This is a genomic window from Achromobacter sp. GD03932, from assembly GCF_029839485.1.
Classification (GTDB): Bacteria; Pseudomonadota; Gammaproteobacteria; order Burkholderiales; family Burkholderiaceae_B; genus Achromobacter; species Achromobacter bronchisepticus_A.
Genome location: NZ_JAOCAT010000020.1, coordinates 104,215 through 122,636 on the forward strand (window position 1 = coordinate 104,215; position 18,422 = coordinate 122,636).

At 65.5% G+C, this 18,422-nt stretch carries 9 protein-coding genes; 4 read left to right on the forward strand and 5 right to left on the reverse strand.

What is annotated here, in order from left to right:
- Positions 1-115: 115 nt before the first annotated feature.
- From N5C88_RS19295 to N5C88_RS19305, 3 genes are all read left to right on the forward strand, one after another.
- Positions 116-2,587 (forward strand): TonB-dependent receptor, encoded by a 2,472-nt coding sequence (locus N5C88_RS19295; RefSeq protein WP_280016019.1) that lies wholly within the window; start codon positions 116-118, stop codon positions 2,585-2,587.
- Positions 2,588-2,657: 70 nt separating this feature from the next.
- Positions 2,658-4,532, forward strand: a complete 1,875-nt coding sequence (locus N5C88_RS19300) for a PepSY-associated TM helix domain-containing protein (protein WP_280016020.1) — start codon at positions 2,658-2,660, stop codon at positions 4,530-4,532.
- Between the two features lie 196 nt (positions 4,533-4,728).
- Positions 4,729-8,160, forward strand: coding sequence for an autotransporter outer membrane beta-barrel domain-containing protein (locus tag N5C88_RS19305; protein WP_280016021.1), 3,432 nt, complete (start codon positions 4,729-4,731; stop codon positions 8,158-8,160).
- Between the two features lie 78 nt (positions 8,161-8,238).
- On the opposite strand, the gene N5C88_RS19310 is transcribed toward N5C88_RS19305, so the two are convergent.
- From N5C88_RS19310 to N5C88_RS19325, 4 genes are all read right to left on the reverse strand, one after another.
- A complete protein-coding gene (locus N5C88_RS19310) occupies positions 8,239-8,907 on the reverse strand; it encodes a response regulator transcription factor (protein ID WP_118932018.1) in 669 nt (222 codons plus the stop codon).
- Between the two features lie 97 nt (positions 8,908-9,004).
- Positions 9,005-12,277 carry a hybrid sensor histidine kinase/response regulator gene (locus tag N5C88_RS19315; RefSeq protein WP_280016022.1) on the reverse strand — a complete coding sequence of 1,091 codons (3,273 nt, stop codon included), beginning with the start codon at positions 12,275-12,277 and terminating at the stop codon, positions 9,005-9,007.
- A gap of 17 nt (positions 12,278-12,294) precedes the next feature.
- Entirely contained in the window at positions 12,295-13,509 is a 1,215-nt protein-coding gene (locus N5C88_RS19320) for an EAL domain-containing response regulator (RefSeq protein ID WP_280016034.1), read from the reverse strand.
- A complete protein-coding gene (locus N5C88_RS19325) occupies positions 13,509-16,334 on the reverse strand; it encodes an ATP-binding protein (RefSeq protein ID WP_280016023.1) in 2,826 nt (941 codons plus the stop codon). The genes N5C88_RS19320 and N5C88_RS19325 overlap by 1 nt, the downstream gene beginning before the upstream one ends.
- A 217-nt stretch (positions 16,335-16,551) precedes the next feature.
- On the opposite strand from N5C88_RS19325, the gene N5C88_RS19330 reads away from it, so the two are divergent.
- Positions 16,552-17,379: a hypothetical protein gene (locus N5C88_RS19330; protein ID WP_280016024.1), complete on the forward strand. Its 828-nt coding sequence runs from the start codon at positions 16,552-16,554 to the stop codon at positions 17,377-17,379.
- A 19-nt stretch (positions 17,380-17,398) separates the two neighbouring features.
- On the opposite strand, the gene N5C88_RS19335 is transcribed toward N5C88_RS19330, so the two are convergent.
- Positions 17,399-18,328: a LysR family transcriptional regulator gene (locus N5C88_RS19335; RefSeq protein WP_280016025.1), complete on the reverse strand. Its 930-nt coding sequence runs from the start codon at positions 18,326-18,328 to the stop codon at positions 17,399-17,401.
- Positions 18,329-18,422: the final 94 nt, after the last annotated feature.

Here is an 18,422-nt window from a genome sequence, read left to right on the forward strand (position 1 = left end):
CAGGCGCCTGCCTGAAAATTATTTTTGTTTGCAGGCGGTATGCGGGTTCCCAATCCCGTGCCGCAATCCGTTTACTCCCGCAAGGCCGGTAGCGGCCAACAACGATGGAGCGGGAATGGGACGGGGATTGTTGAAGGACGCGCTGGCTGGCGGCGCGTTGACGGCGGGCATGCAACTCAGGGCCATGCCGGTGATGGTGGCGTGCGCGCTGGCCGCCCTGGCGTCGCCCGCTGCGGTGCACGCGCAGCAGCAGGCGCAGGTGGATTTCAGCATTCCGGCTCAACCGCTGGAACATGCCTTGAGGCTGTTTTCGGAACAGTCCCGGCATCAGGTGCTGTTCGATGAGGCCGTGGTGGCGGGCAAGCGCGCGCCAGCGGTCAATGGCCGCCTTACGCCGCGGGAGGCGCTGGATCAGTTGCTGGCCGGCGCCAATGTGCGCGTGAACAGCGCCAGACCGAACGTGTACACCTTGACGGCCATTGGGCAATCGTCGGGCGATGCGGTGACGCTGCAGTCGGTGACGGTCAGCGGCAGCGGCGTGGGCAATCCGACCACCGAAGGAACCGGCTCGTACACGAGCGACGCCATCACGATCAGCAAGATGACGCAGTCGGTCAGGGAAACGCCGCAGTCGGTCAGCGTGCTCACGCGCCAGTTGCTGGACGACAAGAACCTGACCACCCTGGACGAGGCGCTGGCGCAGACCACCGGCGTGACGAAGACGGCAAGAAACTTCGGCAACCACAAGTTCTCGATACGCGGCTTCACAGTCGACGACAACAACTATCTGGTCGATGGCGTGGCCGGGGTGGTCTATGCCCCGGTAGGCTGGCTGCCCATCGACACCGCGGTATTCGACCGGGTCGAAGTGCTGCGCGGCGCGGCCGGCTTGATGCTGGGCTCGGCGGACCCCAGCGGCGCGATCAACATGGTGCGCAAGCGCCCGCGCGGCGAAGGCCATTTCGAGGGCTCCACCACGGTCGGATCCTGGAACAACTACCGCATGGAACTTGATGGCGGCGGCCCGCTCAACGAGTCCGGCACGGTGCGCGGCCGCCTGGTGACCGCTTATCAGGACCGCCATTACTTCTACGATGGCACGAAGTCGAAGTCGCCCCTGGTCTACGGCGTGATCGACGCCGATCTCGGGCGCGACACCACGTTGACGTTCGGGGCGCGCCACCAGGCCACCGACACGGACGGCTATTGGCTGTTCGGCCTGCCGCGCTATACCGATGGCGGTGCGCTGGACGTTTCACGCTCGACCTCGCTGATCCAGGACTGGAACCGGCAGAAGGGCCAGGTGAACGAAGTGTTCGCCGAAGCCGAGCACCGGTTCGACAAGGACTGGAAGCTGCGCCTGTCTCTCAACCACACCGAGGTGGACCTGGACCAGCGCGTGGCCATTCCGATCGGCGGCGTGGATCGGGCGACTGGCGTCGGTTCGAGCTTCTACACCATCTACTTCAACAATGCGCGGGTAAAGAGCGATGGCATCGATCTGAACACGACGGGCAGTTTCCAGGCGCTGGGCGGCACGCACCAGATTCTGCTTGGCACCAGCTGGTCGCGCCAGCGCGTCAATCAGAAGTCGGCGAATCTGGACAGCGACTCGCCCATCAACGTGTACCACCCGGACCATTCCTCCATCCCTGAGCCGGCGCGTCCAGCGTGGGACAGCAAGGAGACCTCGCAGTTGGAGCAGACCAGCCTGTACGGCAGCATGCGCCTGCAACTGGCGGAGCCACTGCATTTGCTGCTGGGCGGCAAGTTCAGCTGGCTGAAGTACCGGTCCGACGACGGGCTGACGGGCGCGAGAACCCGGGACTATGAGCAGAAGCATGAATTCACGCCCTATGCCGGACTGGTCTACGACCTGGACCAGCAATGGTCGGTCTACACCAGCTACGCCGACACCTACCAGCCGCAGAGCACCTACGTAACGTCTTCGGGCAAGCCGCTGGACCCGTCCATCGGCGCCAATTATGAGGCGGGGGTGAAGGGCGAACTCTACGACGGACGCCTGAACGTATCCGCCGCGGTATTCGCGGTGAAGAAGTCCGGCATCGCCGTGGAGGACATGTCTGCCCCTGGCAACTGCCCGGGTTCGCTGGCCTCGCCCAATTGCTATCGCAACGGCGGCACCCTGCGCAGCAAGGGCTTTGAACTGGAAGCCAGTGGGGAATTGTCGCCGGGCTGGCAGGTGATGGCCGGCTACACCTACGTCACCAGCCGCGACGACGAAGGCGAAACGATCAGCGCGGAAACGCCGCGCCATCTGTTCCGCCTGTCCACCACCTACCAGTTGCCGGGCCGTTGGAATGCCTTCAGCGTCGGCGGCGGCGTGTCGGCGCAAAGCGGCTACTCGTACAAGGCCTACGACGACATGTCGGTGCGGATGGGCGCGCCCGGCCGCGCGGTGTGGGACTTGCGCGCGGGCTATCGCATCAACAAGCACTGGTCCGCCAGCCTGAACGTGGCGAACGTGTTCGACAAGGACTACTACGGCATGGTCAGCCAGATCCGGCGCGGCAACCATTACGGCGAGCCCCGCAACGTGATGCTGACCTTGCGGGGCACGTTGTGACCGGCCGGTTGTCGGTCGGTGATCGCTGCGGCCTGCGGACCCGATTGTGAAAGGGGGATTCCGTCAAAGCATGTCCTGGCTGCACACCTGGTGCGGCCTGACTTGCGGCTGGCTGCTGTGCGCGATCTTCCTGACCGGCACGCTCAGCGTGTTCCGGGAACCCATCACGCGCTGGATGGAAGCGGGGCCGCCGGCCAGCTCCGCCTCTGATGCTGCTGCGGATGCCAAGCAGTGGCTGCCGCGGGCAACGCAGGAGTTGTCGTCCCGCGCCGCGGCTGCTTCCGCCTGGGATATCGCCCTGCCGGCCAGACCCGGCTGGCCCGTGCAGCTGTCCTGGCGCACGGACGATGGCGCGCGCCACGAGGTCTGGCTGGACTCCCGGACTGGCGCGGTGCAGCCGCCGCCCCAGATACGCGAGACCGAGGGCGGCCGGCATTTCATGTCCTTTCACTACACCTTGCACGGCGGCTTGCCGGGCTACTGGCTGGTGGGTTGGATATCCATGTGCATGCTGGTCGCGCTGGTCTCGGGCGTGGTGGTGCACAAGCGCATCTTCAAGGATTTCTTCACTTTTCGCCCGGGCAAGGGTCTGCGCAGCTGGCTGGATGCCCATAACGCCACGGCGGTGCTGACGCTGCCGTTCCTGTTCATGATCGGGTACACGGGACTGGCGTTCTTCTACACCAGCTACATGCCGTGGCCGCTGCATGCGGTGTATGGCGGGGATGCCGGCGCCTATCGCCGTTACCAGGCCCAACTTGCGCCTGCGCTGCCTGCGCCTGGCCTCGCAGGGCCGGGTTTGGGCGGGGTGCCGGATCTGTATCCCTTGCTATCGCGCGCGCGCGAGCTGACCGGGCAGGATGCTGCGCGCATCACGATAGACCGTCCGGGCGACGCCCGCAGCATGGTCCTGGTGTCCGGCCGCAAGCCCTTGGCCAGCGCGGCCCCGCAGCTGCTCACCGATGCCAGCCGCGTCGCGTTCGATGCGGCAAGCGCAGCGGTATTGCAGGTCGTGCCCGCTCAGCACGACGGGTTTGAAGCCAGGCAGGTCCACGAGACGATCGAAGCCCTGCACAAGGCGGATTTCGGCGGATGGACCATCAAGTGGCTGTACTTCTTCAGCGGTCTGATGGGCACTGCCATGATCGCCATCGGTACGCTGTTGTTCTCCATCAAGCGGCGCAGGAAGAGCGAGCATGAGTTCGGCGGGGCCACGGCTCTGGTTTACCGTTGGGTCGAGGCCTTCAACGTCGCCGCGCTGGCAGGCATTGCGCTGGCAAGCATCGCCTACTTTTACGGCAACAGGTTGATTCCGGCGTCCTGGCCCCAGCGCAGCGCCGCAGAGATCCAGTTCTTTTTCGCGGTGTGGACCGCCTCATTGGCCCATGCGTTGTGGCGCCAGCCCCGACAAGCGTGGATCGAGCAGCTGGCAGCAGCGGCCGTGCTATGCGTGGGTTTGCCGGTGTTGAACTGGGCGACGACCGGGCGGCATTTGCAGGCGTATGCCGTGAGCGGGGAGGGGTTGCTCGCGGCGGTGGAACTCACCGTGCTCGTCTTCGGCCTGGCGCTGGCATACATGGCTTGCGCGCTGCGGCGGCATTGGGGGGGTGAGCCAACGGCCGCTGCAGCGCAGCCGCGGAAAGCGCGGCCCGCCGGCGACGGAACCGCGGCACAGCGATGGCGGACCGGCGGCCGCGTGCTGGCGGCCGCCGCGGGCGGCTATCTGGTGTCGGCCCTGGCGATGTCGGCGTTGGCGCTGATTCTACCGGCCGTGGCCGGCGCGTCGCCGGCTGTGGGCGTACTGACTGGAACGCTATTGAGTTTTGTCGCATATGCCGCGATCGCGGTGGGCGTATTTGGCGCCCGTAGCGCAGGGCGGGCCTGGTCGGCGCTGGCACTGGCGTGCGTGGCGGCTGGGGCGCTGTTGGCGTGGTTGAGCACGTAGAGAGAGGTTGCCGGCCGGGGGGATGGGGTTTTAATAATCTTATGATTCTTGCTGGAGCCTTGACTCTAGAGAATGAGGCCTCTTCTTCATTCTCTCCTTGTCCAGGTCGCAGGCATATTGATCGATAGGCAATGCACTATCGCGGGTGATTTGCGATGTTCGTCAGCGGACCTTGGCAGGGGCCAAGGAATCCACCATGAACCAGCATCTCACCCCCATCATGATCGGCATACTGGCCGCCACGCTTCCCGCCTACCCGTTCGTCGGCGTTGCGGCGGAACTCGGCCAGGTGGATGTATCGGATCCAACGGGCGGCACGCAGATGACCTTGGAGTCCGGGGCTACGGTCACCCATGCTGGCGCCGGAGCAGCCATCACTGTCTCTATCGCGGGCAACAAGGTGATCGGAGACGGCATCCGTATCAGCGCGGGCGGAGCAGGCGGCCAGAACACCCCGGGCGTCAAGGCCAGCCAGGGCGGGGCGGCGGAACTGTCCAACGGCAGCGTGCAGACCGTGGGCACCGGGTATTACGCATATGGCCTGCATGCGACGGGCGCAGGCAGTTCGATATCGGCCGTCAATACCGAAATCAGCACCGCGGGCTTGTATTCCCATGGGGCTTACGCGCAGTCGGGCGGAAAAGTCACCCTGAAAGGCGGCAGCGTCTCCCTGGCAAACAACGGCAGCACCGGATTGCGCGCGGAAGGCGCAAACTCCCTCATCACGGCGGAGTCCCTCGATATCACCACGGCCGCCAATAACAGCGCCGCCGTTTATGTCGATAACGGCGGTCGGGTCGAACTGACAGGCGTCAATGCCAGCGTTCGTGGCAATACGATCGCCGCGATGGCCGCGAGAGGCGCCACGTCGACGCTGTCGCTCAAGGACACGCACCTCACGGCTGTCTCCGGCAGGGGCATCGACGCGGAAAGCGGGAGGCTCGTGATGGCGGGCGGCTCGGTGACCGCCTATGGCGACGCGATCATGGCGAACAGCGTTTACGGCGTCCCGGGCGGCGCCGTGGAAGTCAGCGATGCGACGCTGTCGAGTTCCAACGGATACGGCATCAATCTCAACGCGGACGGCGCTTCGGCCAAGCTGCGCGACGTCTCAATCTCGGCCACGCGTTCGTGGGGAGCGGGGATCTGGCTCATCGGCGTCGATAGCGAACTCGACGCCGTCGGCTTGCATATCGACTCCCAGTCGCTCGGTATCGACAACCGGCGGGGCCGCGCGATCCTGCGCGGGGGTTCCATCATCACGCGTGGCAACAATGCGCATGGGCTATATGCGTCGCGCGAAGGGGGAACCCAGGCCACCATAGAAACCTACGGCACGCGGATCCAGACCAGCGGCGCGGGTTCGGTTGGCGCGCTGGCGCGGGTATCCGGCGCCAGCATTTCGTTGACGGACTCCACCATCGAAACCGAAGGCGTCGTGGCGCACGGACTGTTTTCCAGCGGAACCAACTCGAAGGTCAGCGCGACAGGAACCGTCGTGCGCACTAGCGGCGTCGACGCCACGGGCCTCGCCATGAGCAACCGGACCATCGTGATGCTGGACAGCACGCAGCTGAGTACCCAAGGCGTCGACGCATTCGGGATCTGGAGCTACGTGACGGGCGATGACATCACCAATACGCTATTCCTCACGAACGGAAGCCGCGTCGACACGCAGGACGCCACGGCGTTGCTGGTCACTGGCGGCAACCATGATTTCACGCTGCGCGACGCGCAAGTCACGGCGCGCCGTGGCGGTGTCGAGGACGGCGGCTTGCTTCTGCACGCGCGGGCGATCGATGTCACCAGCGGCGGCACTACCACGACCATCGAAGCGGGGCAGGTCAACCTGGACGCCGCTGGCTCCACCCTGGTCGGTGACATCCTGGCCGACAGTGGCGTCGTGGATGTCTCGCTCAAGAATGCCAGCGTGTTGACCGGCGCGCTCATCTCACGCGGGGGCCGCATCAATAGTCTGGGCGTGGACGCCACCAGCGCCTGGAACGTTCGGGGCGATTCTTCCTTCGGCGTCCTGAACAACGCGGGCACGGTGAGATTCGTCGCACCCGACGCGCACGCGGGCTTCAAGACGGTGACCGTCAACGACTACGCCGGCGGCGGCACGCTGGTCATGAACACCAGACTGGGCGATGACAGTTCCCTGACCGACAAACTGGTGATCGACGGCGGTTCCACCTCCGGCACCACGGCCATGCGTATTGTCAACGCGGGCGGCGCGGGCGGGCAGACCACGCAAGGCATCCGGCTGGTGGAAACGATCAATGGAGGCACCACCACGGCGGACGCGTTTCGCCTGGACGCCGGGTCGACGGGCTACCGCGCTAGCGCGGGAACCATCGCGATCAATGGCTATGACTACAGCCTGGTGCGCGGCGGCGCCAATGGCGTGGCGTCAGACTGGTACCTGACTTCCGTCTATACGCCGGGCGGCGAGGTCGACCCGGAAACGCCGGAGCCGCCGATCACGGATCCAGGCGGCGAGGTCGACCCGGAAAAGCCGGAACCGCCGGTCACGGATCCAGGCGGCGAGGTCGACCCGGAAAAGCCGGAACCGCCGGTCACGGAGCCCGGCGGGCCGGTGGCGCCGCCCGAGATCACCCCGCCCGGCGGCGAGGGCTACGTCAACGTCTCGCCGGAAAGCGGTGCGTACCTGGGCAACCAGTTGGCGGCGACGCGGATGTTCATGCACAGCCTGCATGACCGCGCGGTGGGTCGGATCCCGTCGGCTAATGATGCGACGGATAAAGCCGGCAATACGCTCTGGGCGCGCGTGAAAGGTAGCCACGACAGCGGCCTGCGCATGACACAGGGCAAGGTCGACGTCGACACGGACAGCTACGTCATGCAGTTGGGCGGCGATGTGCTGCACGCCCGCGCGGGTCAGGACGGCGTCATGTTTGCCGGCGTGATGGCGGGTTACGGCGATGCGCGGGCGAACTCCACGTCGCGGCTCATGCTGCCTGGCTCGAACTCCTCCGTGAACGCGCGAGCGCGGGGCAAGGTTACGGGCTACTCCGTCGGCGTGTATGCCACGGCCTACGCCAATGACGTCACCCGCCTGGGCGCCTATGCGGACTCCACGCTGCAGTACGCCCGCTACTCGAACCAGATCAGCAGCGAACTGGGATCGGCGCGCTATCACGCCCATGCCTGGATGGCTTCGGTCGAAGCAGGCTATGCGGTGCGGCCGTTCGCGCCCGGTTCGGCCCTGGCCGCCGTGGTGGTCGAGCCTCAGGTTCAAGTGGCCTACGCCCGGTACGACGCCGAAGACGCCACGCTGCCGGGCATGAAGCTGGAGAGCGGCAGCGCGAATTCAGTGACCACGCGTGTCGGCGCGCGCGTTTATCCTCTGGGCAAGTCCGAGGCTGGGGCGACGATGCGTCCGTTCCTGGAGGCCAATTGGCTGCACAATACAGGCACCCCGCAGGTCGCGATCGGTGACGGGCGCTTCAGCGTCAAGCCGTTGCGCGACGCGGCTGAGTTGAAGATGGGCGCCGAGGGCAGGATAGGCAAGTCCCTTTATCTGGCGGGCCAGGTGTCTGGCCTGGCCGGCAGCGGCGACCAGCGCGGGATAGGCGGGATGTTGAACGTGACCTATCGCTGGTAAGGGCCGGTCAGCGTCAAGCAACGCCCGGTTGCGCGGTGAGCGCAGTCGGGCGTTACGCGTGGACGGGCGGGACAGCGCTCAGGCGAATCCTTGTTCGTCGGCGTAGCGCAGCAGTTCGGCGTTGCTGTCGATGTTGAGCTTGCGCATGGCCGACTGCTTTTGCGTGCCGATGGTTGCGACGGACCGGTTCAGCCGGCGCGCGATCTCCGTCACCGACAGCCCCAGCGCGAACAGGCGCACCACTTCGAGCTCCTTGGGCGACAGGCTCCTGGTGCGGCCAGCGCCTCCCATCGTCACATCATTCTGGCTGAGCCGCTTGTCGACGCCGGCCGACAGGATCGTCTCTGCTCCGGTCATGGCGCGTACGCATACCGCCACCAGCTTGTCGATGGGTTCGTCTTTGCCGACGATGCCCGCCACGCCCAGTTGCCGCAATTGGCTGAGAATGCCGCTATTGGTCAGCATCGTGAAGACCACGATCGGGATCTGCGGAAATTGGCGCTGCAGGCGCTCGATGAGGCGCAGGCCGTCCTCGTCCGCTGCGTCGGACTGCATCGTGAAGTCGGTCACGATCAAGTTGCAGGGGTGGTTTTGGGCCGCCGCAAGGAGTTCCAGTCCGGAGCGGGCAGTCGCCACGACGCTGAAGCCCGGAACCCCGTTGAGAGATTCGGCCACGGCAAGCGAGATGATCGGATGATCATCGGCGACGATGATACGTACATCCTGTGCAGACAAAGGCTTGCTCATGAATGGGCTATCGAATGGCGCGGCTTCCGAAGCCATCCAGGCTTCCGAGTGTGTTCATTTTAATCCAAGTTCCTGCCGGGACACGACGAAAACGGGTTTAGATTTCCGCCAGCATGCGTCGCAGCGCGCCGGCCAGGGCTTGGGCTTCGCTGATCGTCACCGCGTTCAGTCCTTCGTTGTGCAGCGCTGCTTCCAGCGCCTCCAGCCTGCGGGTCAGCGCTGTCATGTGCACGACGCCGACCGCGCCCCGGATGCGGTGCAGCGTCTTTTGCAGCAGGTGCAGGTCGCCGGCCGCCAGTGTCTGTTCCAGCTGCTCCAGATCGTCCTGCATCGTAGTGATGAAAAGCGCGCGGAACTTGATGGACGCCGGGGGCGGCGTGCTGGCTGCCGCGGGAAGCAAGCGGGTCATGGCCGTCGCGATGCCCGAAGCGCCGGCGTTGCGGTGCTGCAGATGGCGGCGCAGCGTGCGCAACTCGATAGGCTTGACGAGCCATGACGTCATGCCTGCATCCAGGCAGCGCTCTTCCTCTTCGCGCATCGCGTTTGCCGTGACGCCGATGATAGGGACCTTGACGCCTTGGGCGCGCAGTTCGCGAGCCAGGTCGTAGCCGTTCATGCGGGGCATGTTGACGTCGGTCAGCAGCACGTCGTAGGTTCCCAGTCCCCAAAGCGTCAACGCCTCGGCGCCATTCGGGGCCACTGTCGCGGTACAGCCCAGCTGTTGCAGCTGATTCTGCAACGTCGCCTGATTGATCGGGTTGTCTTCGGCGACCAGGACCCGCAGCCCCAAAGGCGCGAACATGATCGCTTCCGCAGCGCCAGGCGGCGGTGTCAGCTGGCCCCGCAAGGCGCCCAGGACGCCGGCGGCGATCTGATCCACGCCGGGTATGACCCGGATGGTGCGGGCGGAGGGCGCCTTGACGCCAGCGGCCGCCAGCACGTGGTGGCCGGCCCAGTCCAGGGCATCCAGGTCGGGTCCGCTGAACAGCACGTCCAGCAGCACCTCGTCGGGCGCGCCCAAGGGCAGGGGGGCCGGAGCGGGGGCGGCCTGCGCGCCCCAGAGATTCAGCCACAGGCAAACGTTGTCGGTCAGCTCGCGATTGGGGCTGCGCACCAGGACGCGAGCGCCGCGCAGATCGGGCGTATCGAGCGGCCGGCCGGGCACGGTCCGCAGCGGTAACTCCAGCGAAAAGCTGCTGCCCAGCCCCAGTTCGCTGGTCACCCGTATCTCGCTGCCCATCAGCTTGGCCAGGCGCGCGCAGATGGGCAGGCCGATCCCCGTGCCTCGCACCGTATGCGATGCGCCATCGATCTGGTAGAAGGGCACGAAGAGTTGGGTCTGTTCGTCCTTGCCGATGCCGATGCCCGTGTCGACGACCTGGAGCGTGAGGGTCGTTTGGTCGGCCGCGGCGCTTGCAACCTTCAGGCGTGCGATCACATGCCCGGATTCGCTGAATTTGATGGCGTTGCTCAGCAGGTTGCCCAGTATCTGCCGGATTCGGGCGGCGTCGCCCGTCACCCAGGGCGGCACGTCGATGTCCACGCAACAGAACAGCAGCAGGCCCTTTTGCTCGGCCATCGCCGCATAGGAGCTGGTGCAGCTCTGCACCAGTTCACGAGGGTTGAACTCCGTGGACTCCAGCACAAGCTGGCCGGCTTCGATCTTGGTGATGTCCAGGATGTCGCTGATGAGCTGGAGCAGGATCGCCGACGAGCTTTGCATGCGCTCCAGATGCTGGCGTTGTTCGCGGTCCAGCTGCGTCAACCCCATCAGTTCCAATGTCCCCAGCACGCCATAGAGCGGCGTGCGGATTTCGTGGCTCATGGTCGCCAGGAACGTGGACTTGGCTTCGCTGGCCTTATCCGCTTCCCGCTTGGCCTGTGCAAGCGCGCGTTCTATCGACGCCCGGGCGCTGATGTCGGAAAAGGCGCACAGCACGACATCCCGGTTGTTATAGCGCGTCGGTGCATAGGCGACATACAGCGGGCGGCCGTCGGCGGCATGGAAATTGGCGATGGTTCCCGGCGCGGTCGCCGCCAGCACCTGGCGTAGCAGCAGATTGGCCTCCGGCGTGTTTTCCAGCGGCTGGCCGGCTTCGACGCCCAGCCATTGCAGCGCCAGGCCGTTGCCGAACACGATGTCGCCCGTGGGACGCGCCAGCAGGCAGAGCGCAACGGGCGCGGTCTCGATCAGCGTGCGACTGAATTCTTCTCGTTCGACGATTTTGTGCTGGGCATTCTGCGCGGGCGCGATCACGCTGCGGTTGAACCAGCGCACGAAGGCAAAGCCGCCGCCCAGGCTCAAGAGCAGGAGCAAGGCGGCGGTGATCGGCAGCCAGAGATTGTCCTGGAAGAAAACGGGATAGTCGACCCGATACACGCCGGTCCAGACGCCGGTCGAGTCGGTGGTGCGCAGCACTAGCCCGTCGGCCGTATAGTGCAGCCCGTTCTCGCTCACCCTTGGACGGTCGCCGTCGCCCAGCAGTATGCCGGCTTCGCGGTGCGACAGCCAGAATCCGCCGTACAGGGGCCGGCTCATCGCTTTTTCAAAGATGCTGATGCGGTGGTGGCTGAGCAGCGTGGCGGCATAGATCGCGGGCGTTGTCCCCGGTCTGCCGCTCCATGCCGATGGCGGGACGTTGGCGTAGATCATTCCCAACATGCTGCCCGGCAGCTCTGCCGTACGGAACCAATGAATGCGGCCCGCGCTGGCCGGCCCCGGCAAGCCGGGCTGATCCTGATCGATCAGACGTTGCTGGACCGCATCCAGTTGGCGTAGTTCCGCGCGTATGGCGTCCGTGGCCGCCAGGAAGTGGCGCGGGGTCAGCATCTCGTAGCCGGACGGCGCGTCGACCGCCGGGACGCTGAGACTGATGCTGTCGTTCTGGTTGACCAGGAAACTGGTGGACGCGGGGAAATAGGACGACGCCCAGTAGGTGGAGTAGAAATTCGCCAGATAGCCGCCCAGGCCCGCCAGCCGCCGGCCGGCCGTGGGACAGTCTGACGGGTCCCCGCATGCCAGGGAGAACGCCATTTCGGCGCTGCTGTGCTGCCCATCGAGGAGCTGCATGCCGAAGCGTTCGCGGACGCTCGTTGCATGCAGGGAAATCGTGGTGGAAGTGTTTTCGGCAGGCAGCGATGGGCTATGCGAGCGCAGCTTGTTCAGGAACTGTTCCTGGGCATGGACATAGCCGATGAGTATGGTGAAATCCAGGTTCAGGCGTTCGCGCTCTTGTTCGATGATGCGCTGCAGGCCCCAGAAAAGCGCGCTGCCCAGCACCAGCACCAGGGGCAATATGCCGAACAAGGCCAGGTTCAACCAGCGCGAGGTGCGCGTAATCCTGCCGAATGGCGTGTCCTGCAAGGGCATGAACGGCTTCCTCAACGTTAGGATGGGTTCATCGCCTGGCGCTCCAGGGCCAGCAGATTACTGAAGGCATCGGCGTCGACCGCGGCGGAAATCAGAAAGCCCTGTGCGCAGTCGCAGCCGATGCGCCGGAGAAACTCAAGGTCCTTGCCGGTTTCAACGCCCTCGGCCGTGATCTGGAGCCCCAGCTGCCGTCCCAACTGAACCGAAGACACGAGCGCGGCGGCGCGGCCTTCGTCGCCGGCGGCGCCGCTGACAAACGCCCGGTCGATCTTCAGCTCGGTGAACGGAGTGCAAATCAAGCTGTACATGGAGCTATATCCTATGCCGAAATCGTCTTGTGCCAAGCCGAATCCTTTCAGCCGCAATCTGCTTGCGCCCATATAGTATTGGCCTTGGACCGTGGTTGTCTCGTCTTCCAGCAATTCAAATGAGATTTCCTGCGGCGCCACGTCCGCGGCCAGCACGATGCGCTCGAGTTCGTCGGGCAGGTCCGGGTCGTCCAGCAGCTGGGTCGGCAGGTTCACGGATACGGGCATCCGGTATCCCTCCCGCCGCCAACGCGTGTAGGCTTCCAAGGCGTCTCCCAGCATCCGCAGGAGCAGCGCGCGGTCCAGCGAGTGGCGCCTCACCGCGGACAGGAACGATCCTGGCAGCATGAATCCGAATTCGGGGTGCTGCCACCGGACCAGCGCTTCGGCACTGACGATGCGGCCGCTGGCCAGCGCTTTCTTGGGCTGGAACCAGGCCCGCAGCTGCCCCTGCCGCAAGGCGTGTTCTAGGGTCCCGCGGTCGAACAAGACATCGGTATTGGCCAGCGAGGCCGGGGCGCGCGCTTCGGTTCGACTTTGCCGCAGTTGGCTGGTCAACTGCCGGGCGTGATCCGCCGTCAGCGGTTTCGCAAACGTGCCCAGCACCGCCAGGCCTTTTTCCTTTGCCATCAACGCCACGCTGTTCATGATGCGGCGCGGACACGCAGACACGATGGCCAGCATGGGATTGTGGTGCAGCGTGGCGAGCCGGTCGATGAACTGAACGCCATCCATGCCCGGCATGTTCAGGTCGATCAGCACGAGGTGATAGGGCGCTACGCCGATCATCTCCAGCGCGGTTTCGGCGGATGCAGCGACGTCCGCGGGGGCGAATCCGGCGGCTTCCAGCAGCGTCGTCATGTGGACGCATTGGAGGGGGTGGTCTTCCACGACCAGAATCCTGTAGTCGGCGAGCTGCTTCATCATGAGGCTTCCTTAAGGGCAACGAGGGTTTGGCGCAATGCGTCTATGGGCAAGGGCTTGAGCAGGACCTTGGTCATGCCGACGGCGGCGCTGCGCCGCAGGTCTTCGGTGAATGCGTTGGCCGTGATACCGACGACGGGACGGGTATAGCCCTGGCTTCGGAGGGCCAGAGTCAGTTCATGACCGTCCATCTGGGGCATCTGGAGATCGGTCAGGATGGCGTCAAAAGCGGTCACGTCCGGACGGGCCAAGGCTTCGCGGCCGTTGGCGGCCAGAACCACGGTGCAGCCCAGATGTTCCAGCTGCTCCCGCAAGATATGCTGGCTGACCAGGTTGTCCTCGACTACCAGCAGGCGCATGTCCAGAACCTCGCGCACGGCCTTGGTTTCGAGGGATTCCTTGGCCGCCGCGCCATCCTGCGCCTGGCGCACCGCGGCGGCGATATCGGCCAGGCTGTAGGCGTTGGCCATCCAGCTGCTGCGCGCCTGGTCCTGGCGGGGTAGCGTGCCGGGAGGGCATGCAATTACCCGGGCGCCTGACCAGTGCGACGGGTTCGGGACCCGCGGCCAGGCATCCACCAACACGCCGGCTTCCGCCTGGTTGTGGTCTTCGGCGTGGTAAGGCAGGGCCAGGGCGCCCCAATGGCGCAGCCAGTGGCACAGGTTGTTGACGACTTCGTTCACGGCGCCGCGCACGAAGACCGGCGTGGCGTCCAGGCGGACCCTCGTGTCATCGCGGACGCCGCCGGCCAATGGCAGCGTCAGGTCCAACGATATGCTGGTGCCGAGGCCGGGCTCGCTGACAGCTTGGAGCGATCCGCCCATCATCTCCGACAGGCGCGCGCAGATCGCCAGTCCCAGTCCGGTGCCGGGAACAGCGCCGGACTGGCCCGATTCGGCGCGATAGTAGGGTTCGAACAACTGGGTGTGGTGTTCCGGCGGAATCCCGACACCCGTGTCCGCCACCTGGAACCTCAGCGTCGCGGTCTCCGTGCCGCTGCGCAAGACCCGCAGGCGCAACACGATTTGGCCCGAATCCGTGAATTTGATGGCGTTACTGACCAGGTTGTTGAGTATCTGCCGCGTGCGGGTAAGATCGCCCAGCACCGACGCAGGCGCTTGCACGTCGGCCACCGCATAGAGGTGCAGTCCCTTGCTTTCGGCGCGCGCGGCATAGCCGCTGACCACGGCGTCCAGCAGCTCCGCCGGAGAGTAAGCCTCTGACTCCAGCTCCAGGTAGCCGGCTTCGATGCGGGACAGGTCCAGCGTGTCATTGATGGTGCGCAGCAGCGTCGATGAGGACTGCTGCATGGTTTCCAGGTATTGGCGCTGTTGGTTGTCGACCGCCGTCAGGCCGAGCATTTCCAGCGTGCCCAGGATGCCGAACAAAGGCGTCCGGATTTCGTGGCTCATGGTCGTCAGGAACACGGTCTTGGCGTGGTTCGCGGCGTCGGCATCGAGCTTGGCCCGCATGATCGAGCGCTCTACCTGCTTGAAGGGTGTGATGTCGTTGATGCCGCACAACACCACCTCCTGGCCGCGATAGGTGATGCCGGCAAACGTGATGTGGACGTTGCGGCCGTCCTGCAAGGCGTACTCGCGCGTCGAATTGAGGCCGGCGGAGGTGGCCGCGCTGCACAGCAGGCCGGCATCGCTGAGCAGCCATTGGCGGGCCAGTTCATTGGACAGGATGAGCTTGCGGTCGGCGCGCCGCAGCAGGCACAGGCCCACCGGCGCCACCTCGACGAGCTTGCGGGTGAGCGACACGCTGTCGGCCAAGGCTTCGTATTGCTGGATGGCCGGCGCGATCAGTGTTTTCTTGATATGCCTCGCGCCAAGGACCACTGCCGCTAGCAGCAGGACCGCGGCGGCCAGTGTCGCCTGGACCGCAAAAGCTGTGTTGCCGAGAATGCGGCTGATTGGCGTGTGGTAGACCAGCCGCCAGCCCGCCGCACCGACGGATTTGTTCAGCACCACATACTCGGGCAGCAGCCCGGGTCCCCACCAGCCGAAGGAGTCCGCTTGCGCGTCGCGCGGGCTGGACATGGCCAGGAACGAGGCGGCCGGACTGTGCAGCACGGGTGCGCCGTCCTGGTCGTACAAGGCGTAGCTGCCGCCGATCAGGGGCGACAGATCGATGGCGGCATCGATATCCACCACTTCCAGGCCGATCCACCCCGAGTCCGGTGCGGTGGAATCCATGGGCGTGTACAGGTACAACCGGTTTGTCTGATCCATCGGCGGCCTGAGCCAGACGATCGGATGGCGGCCGGCGGGGTCCAGGCTGGGATCGGCTGCCGCCAGCGCGCGCGCAATCCAGCGCTGCTTGGCCGGGTCCATCTCGTTCTGTTCATGTCCAGGCAGCGGCACCAGCAGGGAGGTCTGGCCCGTGCGCACCGAGCTGTACAGCAACTGGGTATGGGCAAGACCTACGTCGTTCAGGTCGCGGGGAGTGAGGATCAGGGCCCAGTCGTAGGCGTCCTGCTCTTCCTGCAGCGGAAACACCTCGATCTGCCGCGTATTGCCGAAGAAGCGCGGTGTCTGGGAGACCGGCGCGCGGTCCGTGTTGCGCACCGCGGAAGAGGACAGGGAGCGCAGCAGGATCTCCCGTTGGTCGAAAAAGAGCTGCGCGGTGTAGGCCGCGGCATTCATCTGGCGGCGATAGGCCGAAACGGTGTCGCTGAAGGCCCAATAGAGGGAGAGGGCCGCCGCGGCCCCAATGCACGCCAAGAGCGCGAGGGCGAACAGATGCAGCAATAGTGTCGGCCCTCTGAGGGGGACCTCGACATTGTCATGCGAGAGGGGTTGGGATTCCTGGACGGGCATGAGCCCATCGTAGAAACGGGGGGCGGCACGGAACATCAAAAGATTTTGAAAATGCTGGCCGCCGTCCTTCAGACTCGCTCTGGCGCATCCGAACGGGGGGCGCTTCCAGGACTTGGAGAATCAGAATCTTATGATGGGAGCGCCTTGCGGCGGTCCGTACTCTGGCGCCAGCAGGCTGAGCGCCGTTCCCGCGCCGGCGGAATCACAGAAAACACGCATGAACGTCAACGATAGGACCGAAGCCACGCCATGCCCGGGCAGTTCGCTGAAGATTCAGCCCATTCTGGACGCAAGCGGCGCCGTCTGCGAAATGGCGCTGGCGGGGGATTGGATGAGCCGCCAGCCCACGGGCGCATCGCACGCAGCCGCGGCATCCGCGTTGCGGGCCGCGTGCCGCATTCTCCAGGAGAGCGGCAGCCTGGCGCCGTTGACCATGGACCATCCGCTCAACGTGCACGCGGGGAGAGGCCTGGCCGAACAGCTTTGCCTCGATCTGCGCATAGCGGAGGTGGGTAGCAACTTGCTGCCGGATGGGCCCCTGCTCCGGGAAAGGCCGCAGCCGATTTACCCGAGCGTGCGCGTTGTGTTCAATATCCCGTTGAGCAGTCGCGTCGCCGAAGGCGCCGAGTTCTTCCGGCGCTACGGTGATTTCAAGGCCACGCTGCGCGTCCGCCTTCTTCCCTGTAGCCGGGCCGGCGCGCCCACGCCATTCGGCGTCCTGCGCGCGGTGGGCCTGCGCGTGGATATTCCCGCGGGCATCAGCCAGGTCGATGCGTTGCAGGAGCAGTTCTTCAGCTTGCTCGGGCACGCGTCCAGAAAGGGCGTCAAAGTGCTGGCAAGCAGGATCCGGACCATCGAGGACTTCAATTGGCTGCGGTTGCAGCCTGATCTGCGATTTCAGGGCGACGTGCTGTCCACCGCCTTGAGCCTGTGCTACGTACGGCATTGGCTGTCAGGCGCCGGCGCCGACTGGCGCGCATTCCGGATGGGAGAAAAGGTCGATCCGGCCCGCGTGGCGCCCGACCTGGCGCCTAGCGACGGCTAGCGCGCGTGGCGCGGCATCGTCAGGATTCCGCGGTTGCCGGTCGTCCCGCGTTGCCCAACCGCAGCTGCATCAACTCCAGCAGCGCCCGCACCCGCGCAGTCACCGAATGGCGATGGCTGTATGCCCCCAGCAGTTGCAGCGGCGCCGGCCGCAAATCCAGCGGCACCTCCACCAGGCGGCCCGCGGCAAGGTCTTCCTGGCAGCCAAAGGCCGTCAGTATCGCGAAGCCTATGCCTTGGCGCGCGCCCGCGCCCGCCAGTTCGCCGCTGTTGACGCGGTAGCGGCTGCGGACCGGCACCTTGACGATCTCGCCGGCGGCGTCGACGAATTGCCAGGGCTGGCCTTTCAGCGCGCTCAGGGTGGTGATGCAGGGCAGGGACTTGAGTTCCCGCACGTGGCGAGGCGTTCCGGTCTGCGCAAGCAGGCTGGGCGCCGCGACCACGATGCTGGGCAGGGTGGCCAGTTCACGCGTGATGAAGGCGCTGTCGTCCTGCCGGCCGCGATGGAAGACGATGGCCAGGTCCACGTCTTCGTCCCGCAGTGACTCCAGCCCGCTCATGCGCGTATCGCATTCGAGTTCCACGCCGGGGTGCAGGCTGCAGAACTCGGCAAGGATGGGGGCCAACAATCTGGGCGCTTCGCCCGGCATGCACATTTTCAGGGACCCGCGCAGCTCGCGTTGCACCGCGCCCAGCTCTTCTTCGGTGGCGAGCAAGGCGTCGAGCAAGGGCTTGGCGCGTTCGTATAACAGCCTGCCGGCTTCCGTCATGCGCAGATGGCGGGTGCTGCGCTCCAGCAGGCGCACGCCCAGCCGGCGTTCCAGCGACGCGACGTGACGGCTGACATTGGATGACGGTAGCACCAGCAGGCGGGCCGCGCCGGCGAAGCTCTGTTCGTCGACGACCGCCGCATAGACGCGGACGGTGTTCAGGTCGAGGGCGTTGCGCATGATTATCCCGATTGAGGTAATTAATAGGCCCATTTTGGCATGCTAGTTATCAAAAGTGGCGGACTCTAAGATGCCCCCATCGCCCGATGTAGCG

What these genes read in the sequence shown, in the direction of transcription:
- N5C88_RS19330 (WP_280016024.1), top strand. Translation starts at nt 16,552, where the DNA reads ATGAACGTCAACGATAGGACCGAAGCCACGCCATGCCCGGGCAGTTCG.
- N5C88_RS19335 (WP_280016025.1), bottom strand. Translation starts at nt 18,328, where the DNA reads ATGCGCAACGCCCTCGACCTGAACACCGTCCGCGTCTATGCGGCGGTC.
- N5C88_RS19305 (WP_280016021.1), top strand. Translation starts at nt 4,729, where the DNA reads ATGAACCAGCATCTCACCCCCATCATGATCGGCATACTGGCCGCCACG.
- N5C88_RS19310 (WP_118932018.1), bottom strand. Translation starts at nt 8,907, where the DNA reads ATGAGCAAGCCTTTGTCTGCACAGGATGTACGTATCATCGTCGCCGAT.
- N5C88_RS19300 (WP_280016020.1), top strand. Translation starts at nt 2,658, where the DNA reads ATGTCCTGGCTGCACACCTGGTGCGGCCTGACTTGCGGCTGGCTGCTG.
- N5C88_RS19320 (WP_280016034.1), bottom strand. Translation starts at nt 13,509, where the DNA reads ATGAAGCAGCTCGCCGACTACAGGATTCTGGTCGTGGAAGACCACCCC.
- N5C88_RS19325 (WP_280016023.1), bottom strand. Translation starts at nt 16,334, where the DNA reads ATGCCCGTCCAGGAATCCCAACCCCTCTCGCATGACAATGTCGAGGTC.
- N5C88_RS19315 (WP_280016022.1), bottom strand. Translation starts at nt 12,277, where the DNA reads ATGCCCTTGCAGGACACGCCATTCGGCAGGATTACGCGCACCTCGCGC.
- N5C88_RS19295 (WP_280016019.1), top strand. Translation starts at nt 116, where the DNA reads ATGGGACGGGGATTGTTGAAGGACGCGCTGGCTGGCGGCGCGTTGACG.